At 64.1% G+C, this 24897-nt stretch carries 16 protein-coding genes; 7 read left to right on the top strand and 9 right to left on the bottom strand.

Features of this window, described 5'->3' with window-relative positions; genetic code table 11:
* Positions 1-2: 2 nt before the first annotated feature.
* The 4 genes from dnaJ to grpE form a co-directional block, all read right to left on the bottom strand.
* Positions 3-1151 carry a molecular chaperone DnaJ gene (gene dnaJ / locus ACPWR9_RS18740; RefSeq protein ID WP_150680664.1) on the bottom strand — a complete coding sequence of 383 codons (1149 nt, stop codon included), beginning with the start codon at positions 1149-1151 and terminating at the stop codon, positions 3-5.
* Between the two features lie 135 nt (positions 1152-1286).
* A complete protein-coding gene (gene dnaK, locus ACPWR9_RS18735) occupies positions 1287-3212 on the bottom strand; it encodes a molecular chaperone DnaK (RefSeq protein WP_150680665.1) in 1926 nt (641 codons plus the stop codon).
* Between the two features lie 95 nt (positions 3213-3307).
* Positions 3308-3736: a thioredoxin family protein gene (locus tag ACPWR9_RS18730; RefSeq protein WP_426330989.1), complete on the bottom strand. Its 429-nt coding sequence runs from the start codon at positions 3734-3736 to the stop codon at positions 3308-3310.
* 134 nt (positions 3737-3870) lie between these two features.
* Positions 3871-4416 (bottom strand): nucleotide exchange factor GrpE, encoded by a 546-nt coding sequence (gene grpE, locus ACPWR9_RS18725; protein WP_426330990.1) that lies wholly within the window; start codon positions 4414-4416, stop codon positions 3871-3873.
* Positions 4417-4724: 308 nt separating this feature from the next.
* On the opposite strand from grpE, the gene ACPWR9_RS18720 reads away from it, so the two are divergent.
* Positions 4725-4913 carry a hypothetical protein gene (locus tag ACPWR9_RS18720; protein ID WP_306439732.1) on the top strand — a complete coding sequence of 63 codons (189 nt, stop codon included), beginning with the start codon at positions 4725-4727 and terminating at the stop codon, positions 4911-4913.
* Positions 4914-5018: 105 nt separating this feature from the next.
* On the opposite strand, the gene ACPWR9_RS18715 is transcribed toward ACPWR9_RS18720, so the two are convergent.
* From ACPWR9_RS18715 to hrcA, 4 genes are all read right to left on the bottom strand, one after another.
* Complete coding sequence (locus tag ACPWR9_RS18715) at positions 5019-5420, bottom strand: RNA-binding S4 domain-containing protein (RefSeq protein WP_426330992.1); 402 nt, start codon at positions 5418-5420, stop codon at positions 5019-5021.
* Positions 5417-6574, bottom strand: coding sequence for a ferrochelatase (hemH, locus tag ACPWR9_RS18710; RefSeq protein ID WP_426330993.1), 1158 nt, complete (start codon positions 6572-6574; stop codon positions 5417-5419). The genes ACPWR9_RS18715 and hemH overlap by 4 nt, the downstream gene beginning before the upstream one ends.
* 99 nt (positions 6575-6673) lie before the next feature.
* A complete protein-coding gene (locus ACPWR9_RS18705) occupies positions 6674-9058 on the bottom strand; it encodes a DUF6600 domain-containing protein (RefSeq protein ID WP_426330994.1) in 2385 nt (794 codons plus the stop codon).
* Between the two features lie 212 nt (positions 9059-9270).
* Entirely contained in the window at positions 9271-10302 is a 1032-nt protein-coding gene (gene hrcA / locus ACPWR9_RS18700; protein ID WP_426330995.1) for a heat-inducible transcriptional repressor HrcA, read from the bottom strand.
* A gap of 93 nt (positions 10303-10395) precedes the next feature.
* Between hrcA and ACPWR9_RS18695 the strand changes: the two genes are divergently transcribed.
* The gene (locus ACPWR9_RS18695) at positions 10396-11340 is read left to right on the top strand and encodes an NAD kinase (protein WP_426330996.1); all 945 of its coding nucleotides are present in this window, start codon (positions 10396-10398) and stop codon (positions 11338-11340) included.
* Between the two features lie 163 nt (positions 11341-11503).
* Positions 11504-13168 carry a DNA repair protein RecN gene (recN, locus tag ACPWR9_RS18690; protein ID WP_426330997.1) on the top strand — a complete coding sequence of 555 codons (1665 nt, stop codon included), beginning with the start codon at positions 11504-11506 and terminating at the stop codon, positions 13166-13168.
* Between the two features lie 188 nt (positions 13169-13356).
* Here recN and glnE read toward each other — a convergent pair whose 3' ends face one another.
* On the bottom strand, positions 13357-16212 hold the full coding sequence (glnE, locus tag ACPWR9_RS18685; RefSeq protein ID WP_426330998.1) for a bifunctional [glutamate--ammonia ligase]-adenylyl-L-tyrosine phosphorylase/[glutamate--ammonia-ligase] adenylyltransferase: 2856 nt from the start codon (positions 16210-16212) through the stop codon (positions 13357-13359).
* 248 nt (positions 16213-16460) lie between these two features.
* On the opposite strand from glnE, the gene ACPWR9_RS18680 reads away from it, so the two are divergent.
* The 4 genes from ACPWR9_RS18680 to aroG all read left to right on the top strand — a co-directional run bounded on the left by ACPWR9_RS18680 (position 16461) and on the right by aroG (position 24847).
* A complete protein-coding gene (locus ACPWR9_RS18680; protein ID WP_426330999.1) occupies positions 16461-20849 on the top strand; it encodes a YhdP family protein in 4389 nt (1462 codons plus the stop codon).
* 32 nt (positions 20850-20881) lie between these two features.
* Positions 20882-21775: a carbon-nitrogen hydrolase family protein gene (locus ACPWR9_RS18675; protein ID WP_426331001.1), complete on the top strand. Its 894-nt coding sequence runs from the start codon at positions 20882-20884 to the stop codon at positions 21773-21775.
* A 53-nt stretch (positions 21776-21828) separates the two neighbouring features.
* On the top strand, positions 21829-23289 hold the full coding sequence (tldD, locus tag ACPWR9_RS18670; protein WP_426331003.1) for a metalloprotease TldD: 1461 nt from the start codon (positions 21829-21831) through the stop codon (positions 23287-23289).
* A 484-nt stretch (positions 23290-23773) separates the two neighbouring features.
* Complete coding sequence (gene aroG / locus ACPWR9_RS18665) at positions 23774-24847, top strand: 3-deoxy-7-phosphoheptulonate synthase AroG (RefSeq protein WP_426331005.1); 1074 nt, start codon at positions 23774-23776, stop codon at positions 24845-24847.
* The last annotated feature ends 50 nt before the right edge of the window (positions 24848-24897 follow it).

Here is a 24897-nt window from a genome sequence, read left to right as displayed (position 1 = left end):
AATTACTCGAAGAACTGCTTCACACGGTCGAACCAGCCCTTGGTCTGCGGGCTGTGACGCGCGCCGCCTGCCTTGAGCGACGTGTCGAAGTCGCGCAGCATCTGCTTTTGCTTGTCGTCGAGCTTGACCGGCGTTTCCACCTGCACATGCACGTACAGATCGCCCGGATAGCTCGCGCGCAACCCCTTGATGCCCTTGCCGCGCAAACGGAACGTCTTGCCCGTCTGCGTGCCTTCAGGCACTTCGAACGTCGCCTTGCCGTGCAGCGTCGGAGCGTCGATATCGCCGCCCAGTGCCGCCGTCGCAAACGAAATCGGCATCTGGCAGTGCAGATCGTCGCCGTCGCGCTCGAACACGTTGTGCGCCTTGATGTGAATTTCCACGTACAAGTCGCCCGCCGGGCCGCCGTTCACACCCGGTTCGCCGTTGCCCGACGAACGGATGCGCATCCCGTCTTCGATACCCGCCGGAATCTTGATCTCCAGCGTCTTGGTCTTCTTCAACTTGCCCGAGCCGTGGCAGTTGGTGCAAGGCTCAGGAATGTACGAGCCCGTGCCGTGGCACTTCGGGCAGGTCTGCTGAATGCTGAAGAAACCCTGCGACATGCGCACCGAACCCGAACCGTTACAGGTCGGGCAGGTCTCGGGCTTGGTGCCCGGCTTGGCGCCATTGCCGTGACAGACTTCGCACTCTTCCCAGCTCGGCACGCGAATCTGCGTGTCGAAACCGTTGGCGGCCTGCTCCAGCGTAATTTCCATGTTGTAGCGCAGGTCGGCACCGCGATACACCTGCGGACCGCCGCGGCCACCGCCACGGCCGCCACCGGGGCCGCCCTGACCGAAGATGTCGCCGAAGATGTCGCCGAACGCATCGGCAAAGCCACCGAAGCCCTGACCGCCCGCACCGCCGAAGCCGCCCATGTTCGGGTCGACGCCTGCGTGACCGTACTGGTCGTACGCAGCACGCTTCTCCGGCTCGGAGAGCATCTCGTAGGCCTCTTTGACTTCCTTGAACTTCTCTTCGGCGTCCTTGCTGTCCGGATTGCGGTCCGGATGGTACTTCATCGCCAGCTTGCGATATGCCTTCTTGATCTCGTCGCCGTCAGCGTTCTTGGCGACGCCAAGGACTTCGTAGTAATCACGTTTGGCCATAACTCTTTCCAATGTTGGCGCATGTCGCCATCAGGCAAAAAGCCGGGTCGAGATTCTCCGCACGGAGAACTTCGATACCCGGCCCATACGCACGGCACTGGCAGACTCCTGCCCGCGCCGCGCGCCATGCACGCTTTACTTCTTGTCGTTCACTTCCTTCACTTCGGCGTCAACGACGTTGTCGTCATGCGGCTTGCCTTGTTCGGCACCGGCAGCACCAGCGGCGCCTGCCTGAGCTTGCATGTCGGCGTACATCTTTTCGCCGAGCTTCTGGCTCACAGTACTCAACGCTTCGACCTTGGCATCGATATCTGCCTTGTCCGAACCGCGCAGTGCGCCTTCGAGTGCCGTGATGGCCGATTCGATCGCTTCTTTTTCCGAAGCCTCGATCTTGTCGCCGTACTCGGTCAGTGCCTTGCGGGTGCTGTGCACCAGCGCGTCGCCCTGGTTACGCGAGTCAGCCAGCTCACGCGCCTTGTTGTCTTCTTCGGCGTTGATCTCGGCGTCCTTCACCATTTGCTCGATCTCAGCGTCCGACAGGCCCGAGTTCGCCTTGATGACGATCTTGTTTTCCTTGCCGGTAGCCTTGTCCTTCGCGCCCACGTGCAAAATGCCGTTGGCGTCGATGTCGAAGGTCACTTCGATCTGCGGCGTGCCGCGGGCGGCCGGCGGAATGCCCTCGAGGTTGAACTCGCCCAGCGACTTGTTGCCGGCGGCCATCTGGCGCTCACCCTGGAACACCTTGATCGTCACGGCCGGCTGGTTGTCGTCGGCCGTCGAGAACACTTGCGAGTGCTTCGTCGGGATCGTGGTGTTCTTCGAGATCATCTTGGTCATCACACCGCCCATCGTCTCGATACCCAGCGACAGCGGGGTCACGTCGAGCAGCAGCACGTCCTTGCGATCGCCCGAGAGCACCGACCCTTGAATCGAGGCACCGGCGGCCACGGCTTCGTCCGGGTTCACGTCCTTACGCGGGTCCTTGCCGAAGAACTCCTTCACCTTCTCCTGCACCTTCGGCATACGCGTCATACCGCCGACCAGAATCACGTCGTCGATATCGCTCACCTTCACGCCGGCATCCTTGATGGCCATGCGGCAAGGTTCGATCGTGCGCTCGATCAGGTCTTCGACCAGAGCTTCGAGCTTGGCGCGCGTGATCTTCAGGTTCAAGTGCTTCGGACCCGAGGCGTCGGCCGTGATGTATGGCAGATTGATTTCGGTCTGCTGGCTCGACGACAGTTCGATCTTGGCCTTTTCAGCGGCTTCCTTCAGGCGTTGCAGCGCCAGCACGTCCTTCGACAGATCGACGCCTTGTTCCTTCTTGAACTCGCCGATGATGTAGTCGATGATGCGCTGGTCGAAGTCTTCGCCGCCCAGGAACGTGTCGCCGTTGGTCGACAGCACTTCGAACTGGTGCTCGCCGTCCACGTCGGCAATTTCGATGATCGAGATGTCGAACGTGCCGCCACCCAGGTCATACACGGCAATCTTGCGGTCGCCGCCTTCTTTCTTGTCCAGACCGAATGCCAGTGCGGCAGCGGTCGGCTCGTTGATGATGCGCTTGACTTCCAGACCGGCGATGCGGCCTGCGTCCTTGGTGGCTTGGCGCTGGCTGTCGTTGAAGTACGCCGGCACCGTGATCACGGCTTCCGTGACCGGCTCGCCCAGATAGTCTTCGGCGGTCTTCTTCATCTTGCGCAGCACTTCGGCGGAAACTTGCGGCGGGGCCAGTTTCTGGTCGCGCGCTTCCACCCAGGCGTCGCCGTTGTCGGCCTTGACGATCTTGTAGGGCATCAGACCGATGTCCTTCTGCACTTCTTTTTCTTCAAAGCGGCGGCCGATCAGGCGCTTGACCGCGTACAGCGTGTTGCGCGGGTTGGTCACCGCCTGGCGCTTCGCCGGGGCACCGACCAGGATCTCGCCGTCTTCCACGTAAGCGATGATCGACGGGGTGGTGCGTGCACCTTCCGCGTTTTCAATGATCTTGACCTGATTGCCTTCCATCACGGCCACGCACGAGTTCGTGGTGCCCAAGTCGATACCGATAATCTTGCCCATAAAATTTCTCCTAGCGTCCTTTGCGTCTTTCCGTCAGGCCCGTGGCCCGTTTAATTCATTGATCTGCACGACATATGGGTGCCGCGCGGTGCTTTTCAAGACCCTTCTTGCGGTCCGGTTTTGCCCCCGGCCGCCGCGATTTTCTCGCGGGCGGCGGCCACCGCCAGCCGGAACTGGGGCAGGCCCTGCCAGCCGGTCGCCCGGCCCAGCTTCTTACCGTGATGAAAGAAGAAGAACGTCGGCACCCCGTGCAGCGCAAACCGCTTGCCCAGCGCCATATCGGCGTAGACGTTGGCGTGAAACCAGCACAAATCCAGCGCCTCAATCGCCTCGCGCTGCGCCACCATGGTCTTCTTGGCGACTTCGCAGTTAAAGCAATCGACACCCCAGAAAAACACCACGGCGAGTCCGTCGCCCGCCGTCAGCAAGCCCTCGTCGAACGTGGCGGACGTCAGCTCGCGCATCGAGAAAGCCTCGAATGCCGTGCCGTCCACGCCGCTCATGCCCGGAAGATCGCTTGCCATGGTGTCGTTTTCCAGCGAATTTGTCGCCGTTCGTAAAAAAACCAAAGCTTGCCATGGTGTCATGACAAGCTTCGTGACTTCGCACGCCGCGATTGCCCGTTTTTTAGGCAATCAATGACTGGCGTGATACCGACTTACTTGCCTGCGGCAACGGTCACCAGCGCCGGGCGCAGCACGCGATCGGCGATCAGGTAACCCTTTTGCAGCACTTGCACGACGGTGTTCGGCTCTTGCTCGGCCGGCACCATCGAGATGGCCTGATGCTGATGCGGGTCGAACTTGGCGCCAGCCGGGTCGATCACGCTGACACGGCCGCGCTCGAGCGCCGACAGCAACTGGCGCAGCGTGAGTTCGACGCCTTCATGGAGCTTGGTCACGTCGCCGCTCTTGTCGGCGGCGGCGGCTTCGAGGCTGTCGATCACCGGCAGCAGGTTCTCGGCGAAGCTCTCGACGGCGAATTTGTGGGCCTTGGTCACGTCGTCCTGCGACCGGCGGCGGATGTTCTCGGTCTCGGCACGGGCACGCAGGAGCTGGTCGCGCAGATCGGCGGCTTCGGCTTGTGCCGCAAGCAGCAACGTTTCGACCGAGGGCAGCGCGTCGGCCGCGCCCGCAGCATCGGTCGGGGCCGCGTCGGCCTGGGACGGAATCGGCTGATCGGGAGTGTTTTGCTGTTCAGTCATGAGAATGAGTCGTCAAAAGGTTCTTGCAGCGCACCACGACGATGCGCCGCCGGTTCAAATCCCTTTGGATAGTAGGGGCGTTCACACCGATTTCAAGAGTGGGTGGGCATTCTGTGCCCCGTGTCGGTGCGCGCCGCGTGCCGAAAAATATCCGGTTACACGCGTTACGAGTCCTCTATTGTATCGGCCGTTGCTGCGACCTAACATGAATTACGGTCCAGCCAGAAGTTGTGCCGAACCTGGACCCGGTCGCTCGCCGGACTCCCCCCGTTGTCCGTTCGAGTGTTTTGTAGCGTTAGGAGCGCATCATGAAGCTGCCACTGGCTGTCGTCTTCATCCTTGCGTTGGTGACGATGGTAACGATTACGATCTGCTTGTCCGGTGCAGTGACCCGGCGCGACACCGAGTACGGTGGCGTGCGCGCGGTGCTGAATCACTACGTCGACATGCCGGGCGTACCGGCCCATCAGTCGTCCAACGGGTTGCCCACACGCTGAATCTGGTTCATTTCCGCTCCCCCAAAACGTCCGCCGCCGTGCACTTTGCCGGCGGCGGCGTTCGTTCGGGTAGGGGAATCGGAGGATTCGCTGCGTTTTCGCTAACTATTCGCTCAAGCCGCCCATCCGGCGGCGGTCGCGCTTGGTCGGGCGGCCATGGATCTGGGCAGCGGGCTCCTGGAACAGCTGACGCCGCTCGCTTTCCTCGGCACGGGCGCGAATACTGGCTTGCGTTTCTTCATAGAGCGACTGGGCGATGGGAGCCGAGCCGCGCACCTCGGCGATTGCCTTAATCCGCACTTCCCAGCGCGTGCTGCCATTGTCGACAGTCAGCACGTCGCCCGGGCGCACATCGCGCGCTGGTTTCACTTTTGCCTCGTTACACGTCACACGACCACGATCCACGGCTTGCGTGGCCAGTGAACGCGTCTTGAAAAAGCGGGCAGCCCACAGCCATTTGTCGATACGCGTGGCGGCGTGCGGAGAATCGTCGACCTTCACCGTCATGCCCGCGCTCCCGGGTTGGCCGCCGCATTCGCTTCGTCGAACGCGGCCACCGCCGCCACCTGACGCGCCCGCGTGGACGCCGCCGCAGCGGCCGCCGCATCCGCCTGCCCTTCGGGCGAGAGCACCGGCCAGCCTTGCAGGTTGCGCGCCGCGATTTCACCAAGTGCGTTGATCCACGCACTCGCGCCGTTCAGGCACGGAATGAAGTGGAACGCCTTGCCGCCCGCCGACAGATACGCGTGGCGGCCTTCCATATTGATTTCCTCTAGCGTTTCGAGGCAATCCGAGGTGAAGCCCGGGCAGAACACATCCACCCGTGGGGTACCGCCACGGCCCAGCTCTTCGAGCGCAGGCGCGGTGTACGGCTGAAGCCATTCGGCCTTGCCGAAGCGCGACTGGAAGGTGAGACGGCAGGTGGTCTCGTCGAGACCGAGCGCCGCCGCCAGCAAGCGCGCCGTCTTCACGCATTGATCGTGATACGGGTCGCCCAAATCGAGCGTGCGGCGCGGTACACCGTGGAAGCTCAGCAGCAGTCGCTCGCCAGCGGCGAAGTCGGGGCGGCCGTGTTGCAGCCAGTAGCCTTCGACTTGCTGACGCAAAGCTTCGATATAAGCGGGATGGTCGTGATAGTCGCGCACCGTGCGAACGTCGGGCTGGTTGCGCAGACGCGCCAACACGCGGTAGACGGCGTCGGTGGCGGTTGCCGTGGTGCTGCTCGAATACTGCGGATAGAGCGGCAGCAACAGAATTCGCTCGACGCCGCTTTGGCGCAGCGCACGAATACGGTCCGGAATCGACGGATTGCCGTAGCGCATCGCGTAATCGACGATCACGTCGTAATCGTTCGCGTGCAGCAGGTTGCGCAGTGCGGTGGTCTGATGCTCGGTGTTGACCTTGAGCGGCGAGCCTTCGCGCGTCCAGACGGTGGCGTACTTTTGTGCCGACTGGCGCGAGCGAAACGGCAGAATCACCAGCCGCAGCAACGGTTGCCAGATAAGCGGGGGAATTTCCACGACGCGCGGGTCGGACAGAAACTCGCGCAGGTATCGGCGCACGGCCGCCGGACGCGGCTCGTCGGGGGTGCCGAGGTTGATCAGCAGAACGGCGGTCTTGCCGGACTGGCCATGCGAAATAGGTTCGGGATCGAAGCGCATGAAGCGTACTTTACCGCAAACCGGGACGAAATCCGGTGGCGCCGCAGACACCCGCCGCCACCCGCAGGCAAGCGGGACGGCGGCGAGCGGTGGCTGAGGTCAGCCGTGCGGGTGCTCATCCTCACGCGCCGGACGATGTTCTGCCGACGGATGCTGCGCTTCATGGGCAGGGGCATGCGCCTCGGGCTTGCTCTCCCTCGGAGCCGGTTGCGGATGCGGTGCCTGCGGTGGGCGCTCTTGCGGTTGCGGACGCGGTGCCGGTTGCGGGCGCTCTTGTGGCTGCGGTTGCGGATGCGGTGCCGCTTGCGGGCGCTCTTGTTGCTGCGGATGCGGTTGCGGTGCCGCCTGCGGGCGCTCTTGCGGCTGCGGACGTTCCTGAGGCTGCGGGCGAGGCGTGGCCTGCGGGTGCTCCTGAGGTTGCGGCTGAGGGCGCGGTTGTACGCGTTCTTGTGGCTGCGCCTGCGGTTGGAACTGCTGCGGCTCCGGGCGCTGCATTGCCGGATTCGACTGATACTGCTGCGGACGACGAGCAGGTTCCGCCTCATTCTGCTCCGGACGCTGCGGCTGCACGGCCGGGGCTGTCGGGTTCTGGCGACGCATCTGCATGTCGCGTTGTGCGGCGTCGTGCCCCGGTTGGATGGGTTGCCCTTGCTGCCCCGGGTAGCCCGGATGCCCCGGCACGCCGGGTTCGCCCGCACGATTCGGAACCCCCGGCTGCCCTGGCACACCGGGTTGACCGGGCACACCGGGTTGACCGGGCACGCCCGGTTGTCCCGGAATGCCCGGCTGCCCGGGCGCACCAAATTGCCCCCGCTCTCCCGGTACGCCATGCATCGCCGGAACCGCCCCGGTCGCCGGTTGCGCGCCGGTCGCACCGATCGGTGCACCGACCGGTCCACGGGTCCCGACCACCGTCACATGCGGCTGACTCCGCGCTTGCGGCGCTGCCCCCGGCCCCGGACGGTTGTTCGGCGTGAAGGCCAGCGGCGTACCTCCCGCATTGGGGACGGCATGCAGATTGCTGGTCAATTCACGCGACGCCACCTGACGCTGTACCGGCGCGCGCGTGGCCAGCACCGGACGATTGAACGCGGCCATCGGCGGCACACCGGCGGCCGGACGGCTATTCCCGACCAAACTCTGCTGCACCGGCGCGACGCCCGGGGTATTACCCACGCGCCAATTCTGCCCAGCGCGCGGTGCCGCCAACGCCGTCGGCGCGCCCACCGGACGGCCCTGCACGAAGGCCTGCGCGGGCATCGTCGACACGGCCCCGCGCACGTTGCGGTTCACGTAAATGTTGTTGATATTCGTGACGTTATGGATGTTGTTGATGTTGTTAATGTTGGTCGTGCTGATCACCGTCGAGCGATTGATGTTGGTGACGTACGACGAACTGGCGTGATAGGCGGGGCGATACGGATCGTGCGGTCCGAGCGCGAACCACGCCAAGCCGACGCCGCCTGCTGCAAACGCCACGCCCCATTGATTCCCGCCGCTGCTGCCACCGACCCAGCCGACGAGCGCGGGCGCGTACACCGGACGCACGGCCACCGGCCCCGGCACCCAGCACCAGCGCGTATCGACGTAGGCCCAGCGGCCATAGTGATAAGGCGCGAAGCCCCACGGCGCTTCGTCCACCCAAGTCCAGCCCCATGGGTCGACCCACACCCAGTGCCCCGTGCGATACGGTGCCCAGCCAGCGGGCACACTCGACGGCACCCACACGGCACCGTAGGTCGGCGTGTCCTGCCACGAGCCGTAGTCGTCGAGGCTTTCAAAACCAGTCATGTCGCGCGGCACATAGCGCGCCGATACCGACGCGTCTTCGCGGGCGTCGCGCTCGCGCACCCACTGATCGAACGTGTCGGCCGCGAGCGCTCCGGTCGGCTGCTGCAAGAGATTCTGTCCGGTGAACGCCACTCGCTGCCCTCGGCCCAGCGGCACCGAGGCCCCTTGCCCGTACACCGTGCCGGCGCCTTGCCAGACGCTGACTGTCGTCACACCGTTCGGATCGACATCGATGCGGTACTCGCCAGCCTGCTGCGGCACGAATGCCAGATTCGGCGTATCAACTTCGTAGGGTTGGTTCGGATCGTAGCTACGCAGACGCAAGCCGACGGTGCCTTGCGTTACGTTCAGTTGCACATTCTGATCGGTCACCGCAGACAGGGTGACGCTGGTGGACGCACCGATACGCACGGCCGTGCCGCCCACGTGCATTTCGGCACGGCTGTTGCGGTCGACCCAGACGGCATCGCCCGTCGTGAGCGGCCGGTTACGGTCGGCGTAACGCCAGTCGCTGGTCCCAGCGGGCGCATAAGTAACGGTGCCGTCGAACTCGCCAAGCCGGGCCACGCGCCCGGGCGGATCGGCGCTCTGGGCTTGCGCCAGCGCTGGTGCGACCAGCGCGCCGAGGGCGCCGAACATCAGTCCGGTACCGAGAAAGCGAACCATTGTCCGCCATGAATTCAGGGGTTTCATACCGACTCCCGGCCCATCCGGCGGGCCTAGTCAAGCGTAGCGTGCTGCGTGCCGCTTTGTTGTTCTGTCCGAATCCTTTGGCGAGTCCATCCACCCACTTCCGCCCAGCCATCCCGCCATAAGGGACACCTTGAGCGTAAGCCCGCCGCGTGTGACAGCGTGTAAAGGAATGCTACGGGTTTGTAACGCGAATGCGGGGCGGTCCCCTGCGTTCAATGCTGGCTGAGCGCGTTCGAGAGCAGCTTGGCCGTGATGTCGACGATAGGAATCACGCGCTCGTACGCCATGCGCGTCGGGCCGATCACGCCCAGCGTGCCGACCACTTCGCCGTCCACCTCGTAGGGGGCGGTCACCACCGTCATTTCTTCGATCGGCACCAGACTCGACTCGCCGCCGATGAAGATCTGCACGCCCTGCGCACGGCTCGAGACGTCGAGCAGTTGCAGCAAACCGGTCTTCGACTCGAACACATCGAACAGCTTGCGCAGCCGTTCCATATTGGACGACAGGTCTTCGACGCCGAGCAGGTTGCGCTCGCCCGAGATCAGCACGCTCTCTTCGCGCGTGGTGTCGGCCATGGCGTCGCTGCCGGCGTCGACGGCCGCTTGCATCAGGGCGCTCATGTCAGAGCGCAACGCGTCGAGTTCGCCACGCAAGTAAGCGCGCACATCGTCGAAGCTGTGACCGCCGAAGTGGGCGTTCAGATAGTTGCCCGCCTCGACCAGTTGGGCTGGCGAGTAGTCTTTCTCGGTCAGGATGATGCGGTTCTGCACATCGCCATCGGGCGTGACGATGATGAGCAGCACGCGCTTTTCGGACAGACGCAGGAATTCAATCTGGCGGAACACCTGACTGCGCCGCGGCGTGAGTACCACGCCCGCGAATTGCGACAGGTTCGAGAGCACCTGCGCGGCAGACGCCACCAATTGCTGCGGCCCGGCCGGTTGCAAGCGGTTTTGCACTTGCGAGGCGAGGCGATGCACGGCGTCTTCGAGCGGACGCACCGAGAGCATGGTGTCGACGAAGAGCCGGTAGGCGCGCGGTGTGGGAATGCGTCCGGCGGACGTGTGAGGGCTGGCGACGAAGCCTAGCGCCTCAAGGTCGGCCATCACGTTACGGATGGTCGCCGGGGAGAGATCGAGACCCGAGTAACGGGAAAGCGTGCGCGAACCGACCGGCTGGCCATCGGCGATGTACCGTTCGATCAGGGTTTTGAGGAGAGTCTGCGCACGTTGATCTAGCATGGCAAAAATTGTAACGCGAAAAGAGACCACGCGGCGTCTGGCGCGCGCGCCTGTCGGGCCAATGGCACAGCCCGGCATTGCGCGGGAAACGCGATGGTTGCTGTCATCGACTTATGGTGTAATGGCGGCATGAAAACAGGGAGCCCTTTCAAGACCGTAGCGCTCGTCGGGAAGTACCACGCCGACGGCGTTGCCGAACCTTTGCTCACGCTGGCGGCATGCATTGCCCAGCGGGGCCATCACGTCGTCTTCGAGCGCGATACGGCGCACAACATCGGCGCCGCGGCCAATCCGTACGGCACGCTCGATATTCAGGAAATCGGTACGCAGGCGGATGTCGCCGTCGTCGTAGGTGGCGACGGCACGATGCTCGGCGTCGGCCGTCAACTGGCCTCGTCGAACGTGCCGCTCATCGGCGTGAACCATGGCCGCGTGGGTTTTATCACGGACATTCCGCTCGACGACATGCGTCAGGTGGTGCCCGCGATGCTCGAAGGCCATTTCGAAGCGGAGCAGCGCACGCTGCTCGCCGCACGCATCGACCGCGACGGCCAGACGTTGTTCGAGACGCTCGCATTCAACGACGTGGTGGTGAACCGCTCGGGCATCTCGGGCATGGTGGAACTGCGCGTGGATGTCGACGGGCGCTTCATGTACAAGCAGCGCTCGGACGGCCTGATCGTCGCCACGCCGACCGGCTCGACGGCTTACGCGCTCTCCGCGTCCGGCCCGATTCTGCATCCGCGTCTGGGCGGTGTGGTGCTGGTGCCGATCGCGCCGCATGCGCTGTCGAACCGGCCGATCGTGTTGCCGGACTCCAGCGACATCGTGATTACGATCACGGGCGGGCGTGAAGTCGGTGCCAACTTCGACATGCAGTCGTTTGCCGAACTGCGTCAGGGCGACAAGATTCTGGTGAGCCGCTCGGCGCATCAAGTCACGTTCCTGCACCCAGTGGGCTACAACTACTACGCGACGCTGCGCCGTAAGCTGCACTGGAACGAACATATTTCGGACGAAGACACGCCGCAGAACTGATCCGCACCCACGCCACCGCATCCGGTGGCGTGTGTTTTTGTGCACGGCGCTCGTGCATGCGGAGAAAGTACGCGGCCTCCCGTTCGTCGCAAAGTCCCCTTATCATTGACGCTTCCCGCTGGCCCGCCGGGCCGGTGTCCGAATGTCAGGCACCCGATACCCCATGCTACGCAGTCTCTCGATTCGCGATTTCGTGATCGTCGATCGTCTCGATCTGGAATTCTCCGCCGGTTTTACGGTGTTCTCCGGCGAGACCGGCGCTGGCAAGTCGATTCTGATCGACGCGCTTGCGCTTGCCATGGGCGAGCGCGGCGACGCAAGCATGGTGCGCACGGGGCAAACGCGCGCGGACATCACAGCGGAATTTGCGGCGGACGCCGAGGCACGCCCGGATTTGGAAGCGTGGTTGCAAGCACAAGCGCTCACGCTGGAAGAACACGGCGGCGTACTACTGCGCCGCGTACTCGATACGAGCGGCCGCTCGCGGGCGTTCATCAACGGCACGCCTGCCACGCTTACGCAATTGCGAGAACTCGGCGAGATGCTGGTAGATATTCACGGGCAGCACGCGCATCAGCAATTACTGCGCCCCGATGCCCAGCGCCGCCTGCTCGACTCGCACGCTGGTGCCACCGCGCTGGCCGCCGATACGGCCGCCGCGCACAAGGAATGGCGGCGTCTCGTGAAGCGCTGTGAAGAAGCGCAAGGACGCGATCGCGAACTGCAATTGGAGCGCGAACGTCTCGAATGGCAGACGGCGGAACTGGATAAGCTCGGGCCACAGGAAGGCGAATGGGATGAGGTGAACGCCGAGCATCGTCGTCTCTCGCATGCCGCGAGTCTGATTAACGGGGTGCAAGGCGCGCTCGATGCGCTTGCGGAAGCCGACGGGGCCATCGTGCCGTCGCTTGGGCACGTGGTGCATCAGATTCGCGAACTGGCGGAAATCGATACCGGACTCGCCGACGCGCTTGCCGCATTAGAGCCTGCGGAAATTCAACTGCGCGAGGCGGTGCATTCGCTCTCGCATTACGCCCAACGTATCGATCTCGATCCGGAACGGCTGGCGGTGGTCGAGCAACGTCTCGATGCGCTGCACTCGGCCGCGCGCAAGTTCCGCGTCGCCCCCGAGAATCTGCCCGCCGAGCACGCCGAACGTCGCGCGCAACTCGAAGAATTGACGGCATCGCAGGACACGGCCGCGATGCAGGCCGCTGCCGATGCAGCGCATGCGGCTTATCTCGAACTCGCCAAGACGCTATCGAAAGCACGCGCGAAAGCCGCCGCCTCGTTGTCCCGCGAAGTCACCCGTGCGATGCAGGATCTCTCGATGCCTGGCGGACGCTTCGAAGTCGCCGTCCCCCCTGCCGTCGAACCCCAATCGTTCGGGCTGGAGACCATCGAGTTTCTCGTCGCCGGTCACCCCGGCGTGCCCACTCGACCGCTCGCGAAAGTCGCCTCGGGCGGCGAACTCGCACGTATCAGCCTTGCGCTGCAAGTGATCGCGAGCAGTGCCAGCCTCACGCCGACGCTGATCTTCGACGAAGTGGACTCGGGGATTGGCGGCGCCGTCGCCGAAGTCGTCGGACGCCTGCTGCGTGAACTCGGCCAAGGGCGCCAAGTGCTCTGCGTCACCCACCTCCCGCAAGTCGCCGCGCTCGGTCATCAACACCTGCGCGTGAAAAAACGCAGCGACGGCGATACCACCATGAGCGAGATCGAACCGCTCAATCGCACCGAACGCGTTGAAGAAATCGCACGCATGCTGGGCGGCGTTGAAATCACCGCCACCACTCGCAAACACGCTCGGGAAATGCTGGCGCTTTAATCAAAGCGCTCATCACACCGCACACGCCGTCCTCCGAGCCGGACCGGGGCCCTTTCTCGCTGCTCAGACAGTGTTCAACTCGCCTCGAGAAAGGGCCCCGATCCATCTCCGCAATCGCCCATAAAAAACGCCGGGGATCACCCGGCGTCTCTCTTTCTCACTCGCTTTCGATTTGCTCGCGCTGCCGCTTACACCGGTCCCGCGTTCGCGAAGACGGAATCCCACAGCGCCATCACCGCGCCACGCTCCGCCTCCACATCCGCCACCGGCACCCTCGCCGCCTCCACACCATCCAAGCGCAACTTGTGCTGACGTTTGCGATACGTCCGATAAGCGGCCGCGGCATCATCCGCCAGCTTGGCGTCGATCAAGCCCAGCTGCGCCGCCTCTCTCAACAACGCAATATTGCCCGCGTTGCGCAACAACGCCGGATGCGCGCCTGAATGCAACAAGACCAAATACTGCACCGTGAACTCGATGTCCACCATGCCGCCCCGGTCATGCTTCAAATCGAACAACTGCGTCGGATTCGGATGCCCTTCCAATACCTTGCGACGCATCGCAACGATCTCTTGCGCCAACGGCAGTGCTTCTCGCGGCGTTGCCAACACCTGCTTGCGAATGTCCTCGAACGTCGCGCCAATCGCTTCGTCGCCCGCACAGAATCGCGCACGCGTGAGCGCCTGATGCTCCCACACCCACGCCGTATTCGCATTCCCCTCGCGGAACTGATACTGGCGGAAGCTCTCGATGTTCGTCACCAACAACCCCGACAGCCCATTGGGGCGCAGCCGTAAATCCACATCGAACAGCATGCCTGCGCCCGTGTGCGTCGTCAGCCACGTCACGAAACGGCGCGCCAACGCCGCATACGCATCCGGTGCGCGGTCGTCGTCATCGTCATAAAGGAAGATCAAATCGAGGTCGGACGCGTAGCCCAATTCCTTGCCGCCCAACTTACCGTACGCAATCACGGAGAAGCGCGGCACCTCGCGATGACGCGTCGCTACGTGCGGCCACACCGTCGCAATCGTCACATCGACGATCACGTCCGCCAACTCGGACAACCGGTCGCCAATCGCTTCGACCGACAACGTGCCCTGCAAATCGAGCAACAGAATGCGGAACACTTCGGCATGGTGCGCACGCCGCAAGATATCCATCTGCACTTCGACGTTACCAATGGCACCCGATGCATTTAGGCTCAGCAACAACTGCGTCTTGAACGACGGCCAGTCGAACGGGGCGGCCAAGGCCTCGTCGTCCAGCAACTCGTCGAGCAACTGCGGATGGCTAATCAGATAGCCCGCCGCCCAGCGCGAACCGGCCAATACCTTGACCACACGCTCCAGCGCGCGCGGGTATTCAGTCAGCAAGGCCAGATAGGAACTCCGGCGACTGATGGTCGAGAGCAAGTCGAGCATGCGTGCGAGCACCGCATCGGCTTCCTTCGTACCCGATGCCCCCTCCACCGCCCGCTGCACCAGCTGATCGAAGCGCCGGCGGCTGGTTTCGTTGAGCGCCTTGTAACGTGATGACGTCCACACCGCGCGCAACCGGTCCAGCGCGCCTTCGGCGTCGGTGAAGCCCAAGCGCGTGAGTTGATTGCCCAAGTCGCCGGTCTGCGCCTCATCTGCGAGACACTCGCTCCACAACTCCGGCGGACACTCGCAATCGCCCTCGCCCGCCGAACCGCCCTTTTGTCCGCTACCGCTCGCCTTGTCGGCAAAGATCTCGTCGAACTGCGCCGCCACGAACTCACGATGCTCGTCGAGCACGGTCATGAATGCCGTCTCGTCGGGAAAACCCATCGCCTTCGCCACCGCGAGACGATCGTCTCCGGGCATCGGCAAGATATGGGTCTGCGCGTCGTCGAGGTACTGAATCCGATGCTCGAGTTTGCGCAGGAAAACATACGCGTTCGCCAGCGCATCTGCCACGCTCTGCGCCAACCATCCGCGCCGCGCCGCTACGCCCAGCACGGCCAGCGTCGGGCGCACGCGCAGCTCGGGCTCCTGTCCGCCGCGAATCAGTTGGAAGACCTGCGCTGAAAACTCGACCTCGCGAATGCCGCCGCGGCCCAGCTTGATGTCGTTGATACGCGCCGGTTTGGCACGCGCACGGCGCTCGGCCTCGTGGCGAATCTGCTCGTGCAACGCGCGAATGGCGCCGATCACACCGTAATCGAGATAACGGCGGAAGACGAACGGCTGCACCAGCGACGACAAGAGGCGTTCGATGCGCTTGCCCGGCTCGCTCGCGACCTCGGACACCAAGCGGCCCTTGATCCACGCGTAGCGCTCCCACTCCCGGCCCTGCACATAGAAATACTCTTCGAGCATCGGCAGGCTGCACACGAGCGGCCCCGAATCGCCATTCGGGCGCAACCGCATATCCACCCGAAACACGTAGCCGTCGGACGTCAATTCCGAAATCAAGCCGATCAGCTTGCGGCCCAGCTTGGTGAAGAACTCGTGATTGGAGAGCAAACGCAGCCCCGTGGCATCGCCCCCGTCGGGTGCCGTGGTGTCGCCGTCGTCTTCATAAAGGAAGATCAGATCGATGTCGGATGAGACATTGAGCTCGCGTCCGCCGAGCTTGCCCATACCGACCACCCTCAGCGTCTGACGCTCGCCCTCGGCATTGCGCGGCACGCCGTGAATCGCCTCCAGTTCGCGTGAGAGGACCGCAATGCCCGCCTGCACGGCAAATTCGGCCAGCGCGGTCATGGCACCGGTCACTTCCGCCAACTCGGCACGGCCATCCAGATCGCGCTGCATTACGGCGCACAAGGCTTCGACGCGCAACACACGCAATGCCCGCGTGAGCCCGGCCTCGTCGATGCCGCTCACGCCCGAGGGCTGATCGGGCGGCGTGAGCATCACGCCCGCAATGGCTTCGAAACGCCGTGCAAGCCAACGCGCGTCAACGGGATGCTCACTCAGCGCAGGCAATGCCTCGGCCAGCGCAGGGCGGCTCGCGAGCATGCGCGCGGCGTAACGGGAGTAAGTCTGGATGTCGATCTGAATTTCGGGTGAACTCACTGGCGGGGTTCCGGTCAGCAATGAGAATGGAGACACACTATGTCTGTCGGCGAGACAGCAACACGCACCTTGTGGGCACCCCGCCGCGAACTTTCACGAGCTTGCGCGAGCTTTCGCCGGCTTACCCGCGAGAAATTAAACGGCGGAACACCTGTCTGTTTGTACGACGCTCCGCCCGTCGAACCGCCATGGGCTTGTGTTACAGTCTTTGCCACAGAAACTACCACATTCCCTCGTAGACGAGCAGCATGACCGACCGTAAGCCGCCTGCCTCGCCCATTGCGACCCGGTCCTGGTTCTCGTCACTGCCTCGTGGCATACGCTTGGGCCTGGAATGGCTGCTGGCGCTCATCGTGGTCGTGTATTTCGGACTTGGCGCCGTTGTACTCGCGACCCGGTACGTGATCCTCCCCCGTGTCTCGGACTACCGCCCCCAAATCGAGGCGGCAGCCTCGCGCGCGCTCGGCCTGCCCGTCACCATCGGCAAGATCGACGCAGTCTGGCGCGGCTGGCACCCCTACCTCACGCTCGAAGACGTGCGCATCCAGCACGCGGTCGCGCCTGCGAAACCCGCGTCGCGCAAAGCTTCCCGCAACACTTCGAGCAATCTGAAGGCGGTCCCGCCTGCGGCCTCGGCGGCTAACGCCGCGTCGGCGCCCGCTGCCACGAGCTACGCGCCACCCGGCGCGCCGCCGCCCGTCGAACCCGGCCTCACGCTGCATCGCCTCGACGCCGTGCTGTCGTGGACCAGTCTCGTCCATCTCGACGTACGCCTCTCAAGCCTCACGCTCTATCAGCCGGACCTCAGCGTCGAGCGGCTCGCCGATGGCTCGATCCTCGTCGCGGGCATGCCGGTATCGGGTAGCGGCAGCGACTCGGACACCCGCGCCACCGACTGGCTCATGCGTCAGGCCCGCGTGATGATTCGCGGCGGGACGGTGCGCTGGCGCGACGCCACCCGCGATGTGCCGGAAGTCGTCGTCACGAACGTGAACGCCATGTTGCGCAATCGGGGACTGGAACACCGTTTCGGCATGCAAGCCACGCCGCCCGCCGGGATGGTCGCGCCACTCGATATTCGCGTGCGCTTCACGAACCCTCTCTTTGCCCGACCCGGTGAACTCAAACGCTGGCGCGGGGAGATCTACGCCGACGTCGGCACGATCGATCTCGCCGCGCTCGCGCAACACGTCGATCTGCCCGGTGAACACGATGCACGCGACACCCGCGGACGCGTCGCCGCACGCGCATGGGTGAGTTTCGACAACGGCGCCGTGACCGGGGCCACGCTGCGCGCCGCCGGGGCAAACACGTCCGCACAACTCGCCGACGATCTGCCGCCTCTGTCGTTCGACGCAACGCAAGGCCGGATCGATATCACCCGCATCGGGCCGCAAGCCGATAGCGGCTGGAACTGGCGCGTGCGCGAGCTCACACTGGCGGCCGCCGGACGCCCGACGCTCGACGTGCCCGACATGCACGGTAGCTACGCCCCGTCCACCAGTGATCGCGGGCTGCACGTGACGCTCGCCGGCCAGCGTTTCGATATCGGCGCCGCCATGGCCCTTGTGCCTGCCCTGCCTATCGATAAACAGACGCGCGACTCGCTCGCCAGCTTCCAACCGCGCGGCCGGCTCGCAAACTTCGACATGAGCTATCAGGCGCCGAAGCCCCACGGCACGGGGAACTGGCGCGATCTGCCCGGTATCCGGCAACTGCCGCCGGAGCGCGATCGCTACCGTGTGGTCGCCGACTTCGAAGACGCAGGCATCGATAGCCTGCCTAACCCGAACCCGCCGCCGCGCGCCGGAGGGCCCAACGCCGGACGCCCCGGGTTCTCGCATTTGAGCGGTCATATCGAGGCCGACCAATCGCGCGGCAGCCTGACGTTGAACGCCAAGGGCACGGTTCTCGACTTCCCGGGACGCTTCGATCAACCTCGCATCGCCCTCGACACGCTCACGGCGCGCACGAGTTGGCGCGTCTCGCACTCGGCCACGAAGCGCGATGCGCCTGCCGACGTGCACGTGCGCGTCGATTCGCTGCATCTGCAAAACGCCGAACTCACCGGCGATGTGAGCGGCACATGGCAGAACGGCGGCAAGGGCAACGGCATCGTCGATCTGAAAGGCACGATCACCCGCGCGAATGCCAACGCCGTGCCACGCTACCTGCCTACCGATATCGGCGCGAGCGTGCGCGACTATCTGCAACGGGCCCTCATCGCAGGTACGGTGCAAAACGCCCCGTTTGCCGTGCAAGGCGATCTGGAAGACTTCCCCTATGACAAGGGCCACGGCAAGTTCCGCATCGATATTCCGCTGGTCGATGTAACTTTCAACCCGTCGCCGCTGCGCCCGGGACATACGGAAGTCTGGCCCGCCTTCGAGAAGGTGCGCGGCAATCTGCGCTTTGACGCCGACAAGCTGCATATCGCTATCGATTCCGGCTCGGTCTATGGTGTGACGCTCAATCAGGTCGTGGGCGACATCGACAAGATCGGTCAGGAAGATTCGACGCTCGCCCTCAAGGGCGACGCTCGTGGCCCGGCGGCGGACTTCGTGAAGTATCTGAATTCGAGCCCGGTCGGTCACTGGATCGGCGACTTCACCGACGAGACGCGTGCCAACGGCAACGCCCAACTGTCGCTTCAACTATCAATGCCGCTCGAACACACCGACCGCTCGAAAGTCAGCGGCCGTGCCAAGTTCCTGCGCAACGACATCGCGCTCATTAACGGGCTGCCGACGTTCGGTGCCGTCGACGGCGAACTCGCGTTCACGGAACACGGCATCTCGCTCGACAACCTGCGCGGCACGTTCCTCGGCGGCGATGTGCGCGCCTCGGGCGGCAGCCGCGAGGACGGCACCATCGCGTTGAACGTGGCCGGGACGATGAGCGCACAAGGGCTTCGCGAAAATCGCGAAAACGCTTCGCTCGCCCAGCTCGCGAAACGCATGACAGGGGCCACGCCTTACACCGCCGTGGTCACCGTGCGTCAGGGCATGACAGACGTGGCCGTGCAATCGACGCTCGCAGGTCTCGCCGTGAATCTGCCCGCCCCGCTGGGCAAAAGCGCCGAGACGTCGCTACCCGCGCGATTCTCGCTACGTCCGCAGCCGAACCCGGGCGGGCGTCGTATCGACACGCTCGACTTCGCCATTGGCAGCGTGCAAGGCAACTACGTGCAGCAACGCAACGGCAACCGCGTGGAGGTGCTGCGCGGCGGTATCGGTATCAACCAGCCGGTGCCCGCGCCGCGCGAAGGCGTGCAGGCTACGGCGCAATTCGACACGCTCGACGTGGACGCGTGGCGCAGCGTGATCGCGTCGCTCTCGACGGACGCCTCAGCGCCCACCAAGCCCGGCACGCAAGGCACCCCCCCCGCCCCCGCCGAGACCGCCGCGGCCGCCCGCGAGGAATTCGGCGCGTTGACGCCGTATCTGCCCACGCGACTGGCCTTGCATGCGAAACAAGTGCGACTGATGTCGCGCGTGTGGCCGGAACTGGTGCTGGGCGCGCAGCGCAACGACCGCGACTGGCAAGTGAGCCTCGCGTCCGATCTGGTCTCGGGCTTCGCCGAATGGCACGCACCGGACGCGAAAAACCCGTCGGGGGCGATCCGCGCTCGGCTCGCCAAGTTGGTGATCCCCAAGGAAGAACACGGCGACGACGTGCTCACGCAAGTGCTCGACGAGCCTAGCGACGAATTCCCGGCGATCGATGTGGTCGCCAACGACTTCGTGTTGCGCGACAAGCCGCTGGGCCGCCTGCAACTGAATGCGCACAACGATCTCGAAGACGGCGTGCCGGTCTGGCAACTCACCAAGCTGGAACTAAGCAACAGCGCCGCCACGCTGGATGTGACGGGCAATTGGCGCACTTCACGCAGGCGCGCGGCGGCCGCCGGTTCGGGTGAGGACGTGCCGCGCCGCACGGTGCTCGACTTCAATCTCGACGTGAAAAACGGCGGCGCCCTGCTCGACCGGCTGGGTCTGCCCAAGACGCTCAAGGATGGCTCGGGGACGGTTTCGGGCCGCTTCGGCTGGCGCGGCGGGCCGGACGCCATCGACTACCCGACGCTTGGCGGCAAGGTGAAAATCGAGCTCAAGCGCGGCCAAATTCTGAAGGCCGACCCGGGCCTCGCGAAACTGCTGGGCATCCTGTCGGTGCAAACGCTCGCCAAGATCCTCACGTTCGACTTCAACAGCGTGGTGGGCAGCGGCCTGCCGTTCGACAACATCGATGGCAACGCGACGATGCAAGCCGGCGTGGCCAGCACCGACGACCTGACGATTCATGCCAATGCCGCGACGATCAAGATCGACGGTCACACCGATCTGGCGCACGAAACGCAGGACCTGAACGTGCTGGTGCTGCCGAAGATCAATGCGGCGTCGGCCTCGCTGGCGTGGGCGATCATCAACCCGGCACTGGGGATCGGCTCGTTCTTTGCGCAGTTGGCACTGGGCGAACAGCTCTCGCGTACGCTCTCGACGACGTATCACGTGACCGGTTCGTGGGATAACCCCATCATCGGACAGGCGAGCGGCAATCAGAGTAAGATCGACGCATCCCCGGAAACCCGGCCCGAAGCCCAGAACACCGGCACGCCCAACGGGCTGCACGGCAACTGAGCCGGCTTTGAGAGCGTTTTTTCAGCGACTTCATGACAAGCCCCGATAGTTCAGCCACCCGCGCCGCCAGCGCCGGCCCGGCGCGCGTAGCCGCAGTTCAGATGGTCAGCGCCCCCGACGTCGCGCGGAATCTGCAAGACGCCGGACGTTGGGTTGCCGAAGCAGCCGACGCTGGCGCGCAACTGGTGCTGTTGCCCGAGTACTTCTGCTACATGGGCCAGCGCGACACCGACAAACTCTCCCTGCGCGAACAACCCGGTCAGGGTCCGATTCAGGACTTTCTGGCGGAAACGGCACGTCGCAACGGCGTCTGGCTGATCGGCGGCACGCTGCCGCTGGCCGCGCCCGAAGCCGACCGCGTGCTCAATACGACGCTGGTTTATGGCCCGGACGGCGCTCAGGCTGCCCGTTACGACAAGATTCACCTGTTCAATTTCGTCAAAGGCGAAGAAGCCTACGACGAAGCGCGCACCATTCGCCCGGGCGAAACCGTACGCGCGTTTGAATCACCGTTTGGCCGCGTGGGCCTGTCGGTCTGCTACGACCTGCGTTTTCCCGAGTTGTACCGTGCGATGGGCGACTGTACGCTCATGGTCGTACCCGCCGCTTTCACTTACACCACGGGGCGCGCGCACTGGGAACTGCTCTTGCGAGCGCGCGCCATCGAAAACCAATGCTACGTGCTGGCGTCCGCGCAGGGCGGACACCACGACAACGGGCGGCGCACCTGGGGGCATTCGATGCTGATCGATCCGTGGGGCGATATCGTCGCCCAGCGTGAAGACGACGGCGCTGGCGTAGTCGTCGGCGACATCGACCCGGCACGGCTCGCCGCCGTGCGCCAAAGCCTGCCCGCCCTGCGGCATCGCGTATTAGGCGCCCAAGCGTCTTGCGATTCCGCCACGCCTGTGGCCGCGCAAGGTTGACATTGCGCCAGCCGCCCCCATATTCCGAACATATTTCCTTGGCCTGACACCGCATGAAAATCATCGAACCCGGCATTCAGAATCTGGCCACCGCGCGTGAGTTGTTGCTCACCCCGTACGGCCTCGACGAAACCCACCTGCAACGCGCCCTCGGCGACATCTTCACGCACCGCGTGGACTATGCCGACCTGTACTTCCAGTACACGCGCAGCGAAGCGTGGAGCCTCGAGGAAGGCATCGTCAAATCTGGCTCGTTCTCGATCGATCAGGGCGTGGGCGTACGCGCCATCGTGGGCGACCGCACGGCCTTCGCTTACTCGGACGACATCTCCGAGATCGCACTCAAGGAAGCCGCCGCCGCCACGCGCAGCATCGCCACGGCTGGCCGTGGCCGCGTGAAAGTGGGCAGCAAGCTCTCGAACGTTTCGGGCCGCGCACTGTATCTGCCGTCGGACCCGCTGGCCTCGCTCGACGCGAACGGCAAGGTCGCGCTGCTCGAGCGCATCGAAAAACTCGCCCGTGCGCGCGATCCGCGTGTTTCGCAAGTGATGGCCGGTCTGGCCGGTGAATACGATGTGGTGTTGGTGGCCCGCAGCGACGGCGTGATCGCCGCCGACGTGCGTCCGCTGGTGCGCGTCTCGGTCACGGTGATCGTCGAATCGAACGGCAAGCGCGAAATTGGCAACAGCGGTGGCGGTGCCCGTCTCGACTACGGCTACTTCACCGACGATTTGCTCGAAAAGTACGTCAAGGAAGCCGTTGACGGCGCCATCATCAAGCTCGACGCGCGCCCGGCCCCGGCCGGTGCGATGACCGTGGTGCTTGGACCGGGCTGGCCCGGCGTGCTGCTGCACGAGGCCATCGGTCACGGGCTGGAAGGCGACTTCAACCGCAAGGGCTCGTCGGCATTCTCGGGACGTCTGGGTGAGCGTGTGGCCGCCAAGGGCGTCACCGTGGTCGACGACGGCACGCTGTCGAACCGCCGCGGCTCGCTCAATATCGACGACGAAGGCAACCCGACGCAGTGCACCACGCTCATCGAGGACGGCATTCTGAAGGGCTATATGCAAGACAGCCTGAACGCCCGCCTGATGAAGATGCCGGTGACCGGCAACGGCCGTCGCGAGTCGTACGCCGCGCTGCCGATGCCGCGCATGACGAACACGTACATGCTCGGCGGCGACAAAGACCCCGAAGAAATCATCGCCTCGGTCAAGCATGGCCTGTACGCGGTGAACTTCGGCGGCGGCCAGGTCGACATCACCAACGGCAAGTTCGTGTTCTCGATGTCCGAGGCGTACATGATCGAAGACGGCAAGATCACGTACCCGGTCAAGGGCGCGACGCTGATCGGCAACGGTCCGGAATCGCTCAAGGACGTGACCATGATCGGTAACGACATGGCGCTCGACTCGGGCGTGGGCGTGTGCGGCAAGGAAGGTCAGAGCGTGCCGGTCGGCGTGGGCCAGCCCACGCTGCGCATGGAAAACATGACGGTGGGCGGCACGGCCTAACTTGTCATTAGGCCCGCGCCGCGGTGCGCCCCGGCTGCTGTTGGCTCGATGCCACGCAGAAGATGGCGCACTGCAAAAAATGCGTGAAGCTTAGCAAAGCGCCCGGGTCAAACCGGGCGTTTTTGCATGATTCTGAAATATCGAGATTTTCTGACGCATTTCGACCGAATGAAATGCAATATTTCCGCGCGTTTTTGCGCGCTTTAGCGCAGAGCCACGGTTGCAGCGTCATCTAATTCGGCGTATAAAGTTGTTTCTGTGCACGGCAAAAGCCTGCAATGCAACGACAGACACCCTTCATGACCGCCAATAAGTTTTACTTTTACTTTTTTGCGAATCTCACACCGCTGGCGGAAGGAGAGGGGCAGTTGCAGCAGTAAGCACCGAAACGAATCCTGAAAAACCGCCAGCGAGTCTGGCGGTTTTTTTTTGACCCGCATTCCCGAGAACCGAACCGCAGTCCGAACTGCCCAGGAGAAAAACCATGCCTCCCCACAACACCGATGATGTCCGTATTCGTGAGCTCAAGGAACTGACGCCCCCGGCGCACCTGATTCGCGAATACCCCTGCTCGGAGAAGAGCGCGGACCTCATCCACCGCTCGCGCGGCGCCATCCACCGCGTGTTGCACGGCATGGAAGACCGTCTCGTCGTGATCATCGGCCCGTGCTCGATTCACGATCCGAAAGCGGCCATGGAATACGCCGCGCGTCTGGTCGAACAGCGCGAACGCCTCAAGGGCGAGCTCGAAATCGTGATGCGCGTGTACTTCGAAAAGCCGCGCACGACGGTGGGCTGGAAGGGTCTGATCAACGACCCGCACATGGACAACAGCTTCAAGATCAACGACGGCCTGCGCCTCGCACGCGAACTGCTCGCCCAGATCAACGAACTGGGCCTGCCGGCCGGCACCGAATACCTCGACATGATCAGCCCGCAGTACATTGCGGATCTGGTGTCGTGGGGCGCCATCGGTGCACGCACGACCGAGTCGCAAGTGCACCGCGAACTGGCGTCGGGCCTGTCGTGCCCGGTCGGCTTCAAGAACGGCACCGACGGCAACGTGAAGATCGCCGTGGACGCCATCAAGGCTGCGTCGCAGCCGCACCATTTCCTGTCGGTGACCAAGGGCGGCCACTCGGCGATCGTCTCGACCGCAGGCAATGAAGACTGCCATCTGATTCTGCGCGGCGGCAAAGCGCCGAACTACGACGCCGCAAGCGTGCAGACGGCCTGCGACGATATCGCCAAGTCGGGACTGGCGGCACGCGTCATGATCGACGCCTCGCACGCCAACAGCCAGAAGAAGCACGAGAACCAGATTCCGGTGTGCCAAGACATCGCACGTCAAATCGCCGGCGGCGACGACCGCATCATCGGCGTGATGGTGGAATCGCATCTCGTGGCCGGCCGTCAGGACCACGTGCCGGGCAAGCCGCTGACCTACGGCCAGAGCATCACCGACGCCTGCATCAACTGGGAAGACAGCCTCGGCGTGCTAGACACGCTCGCCGAAGCCGTGCGTGCCCGCCGTCTGGCGCGTGGTTCGGGTAACTGATCCAGTAGGAAGTATGGCTGGCGCATCGCCCTCGGTAAGCATCGGGGGCG

The sequence above is a fragment of the Pandoraea pneumonica genome, assembly GCF_049918595.1.
In the GTDB taxonomy this organism is placed as follows: Bacteria; Pseudomonadota; Gammaproteobacteria; order Burkholderiales; family Burkholderiaceae; genus Pandoraea; species Pandoraea pneumonica_A.
Note: the sequence above shows the minus strand (reverse complement) of the source record. Positions and strands in the feature narration are given on the sequence as shown.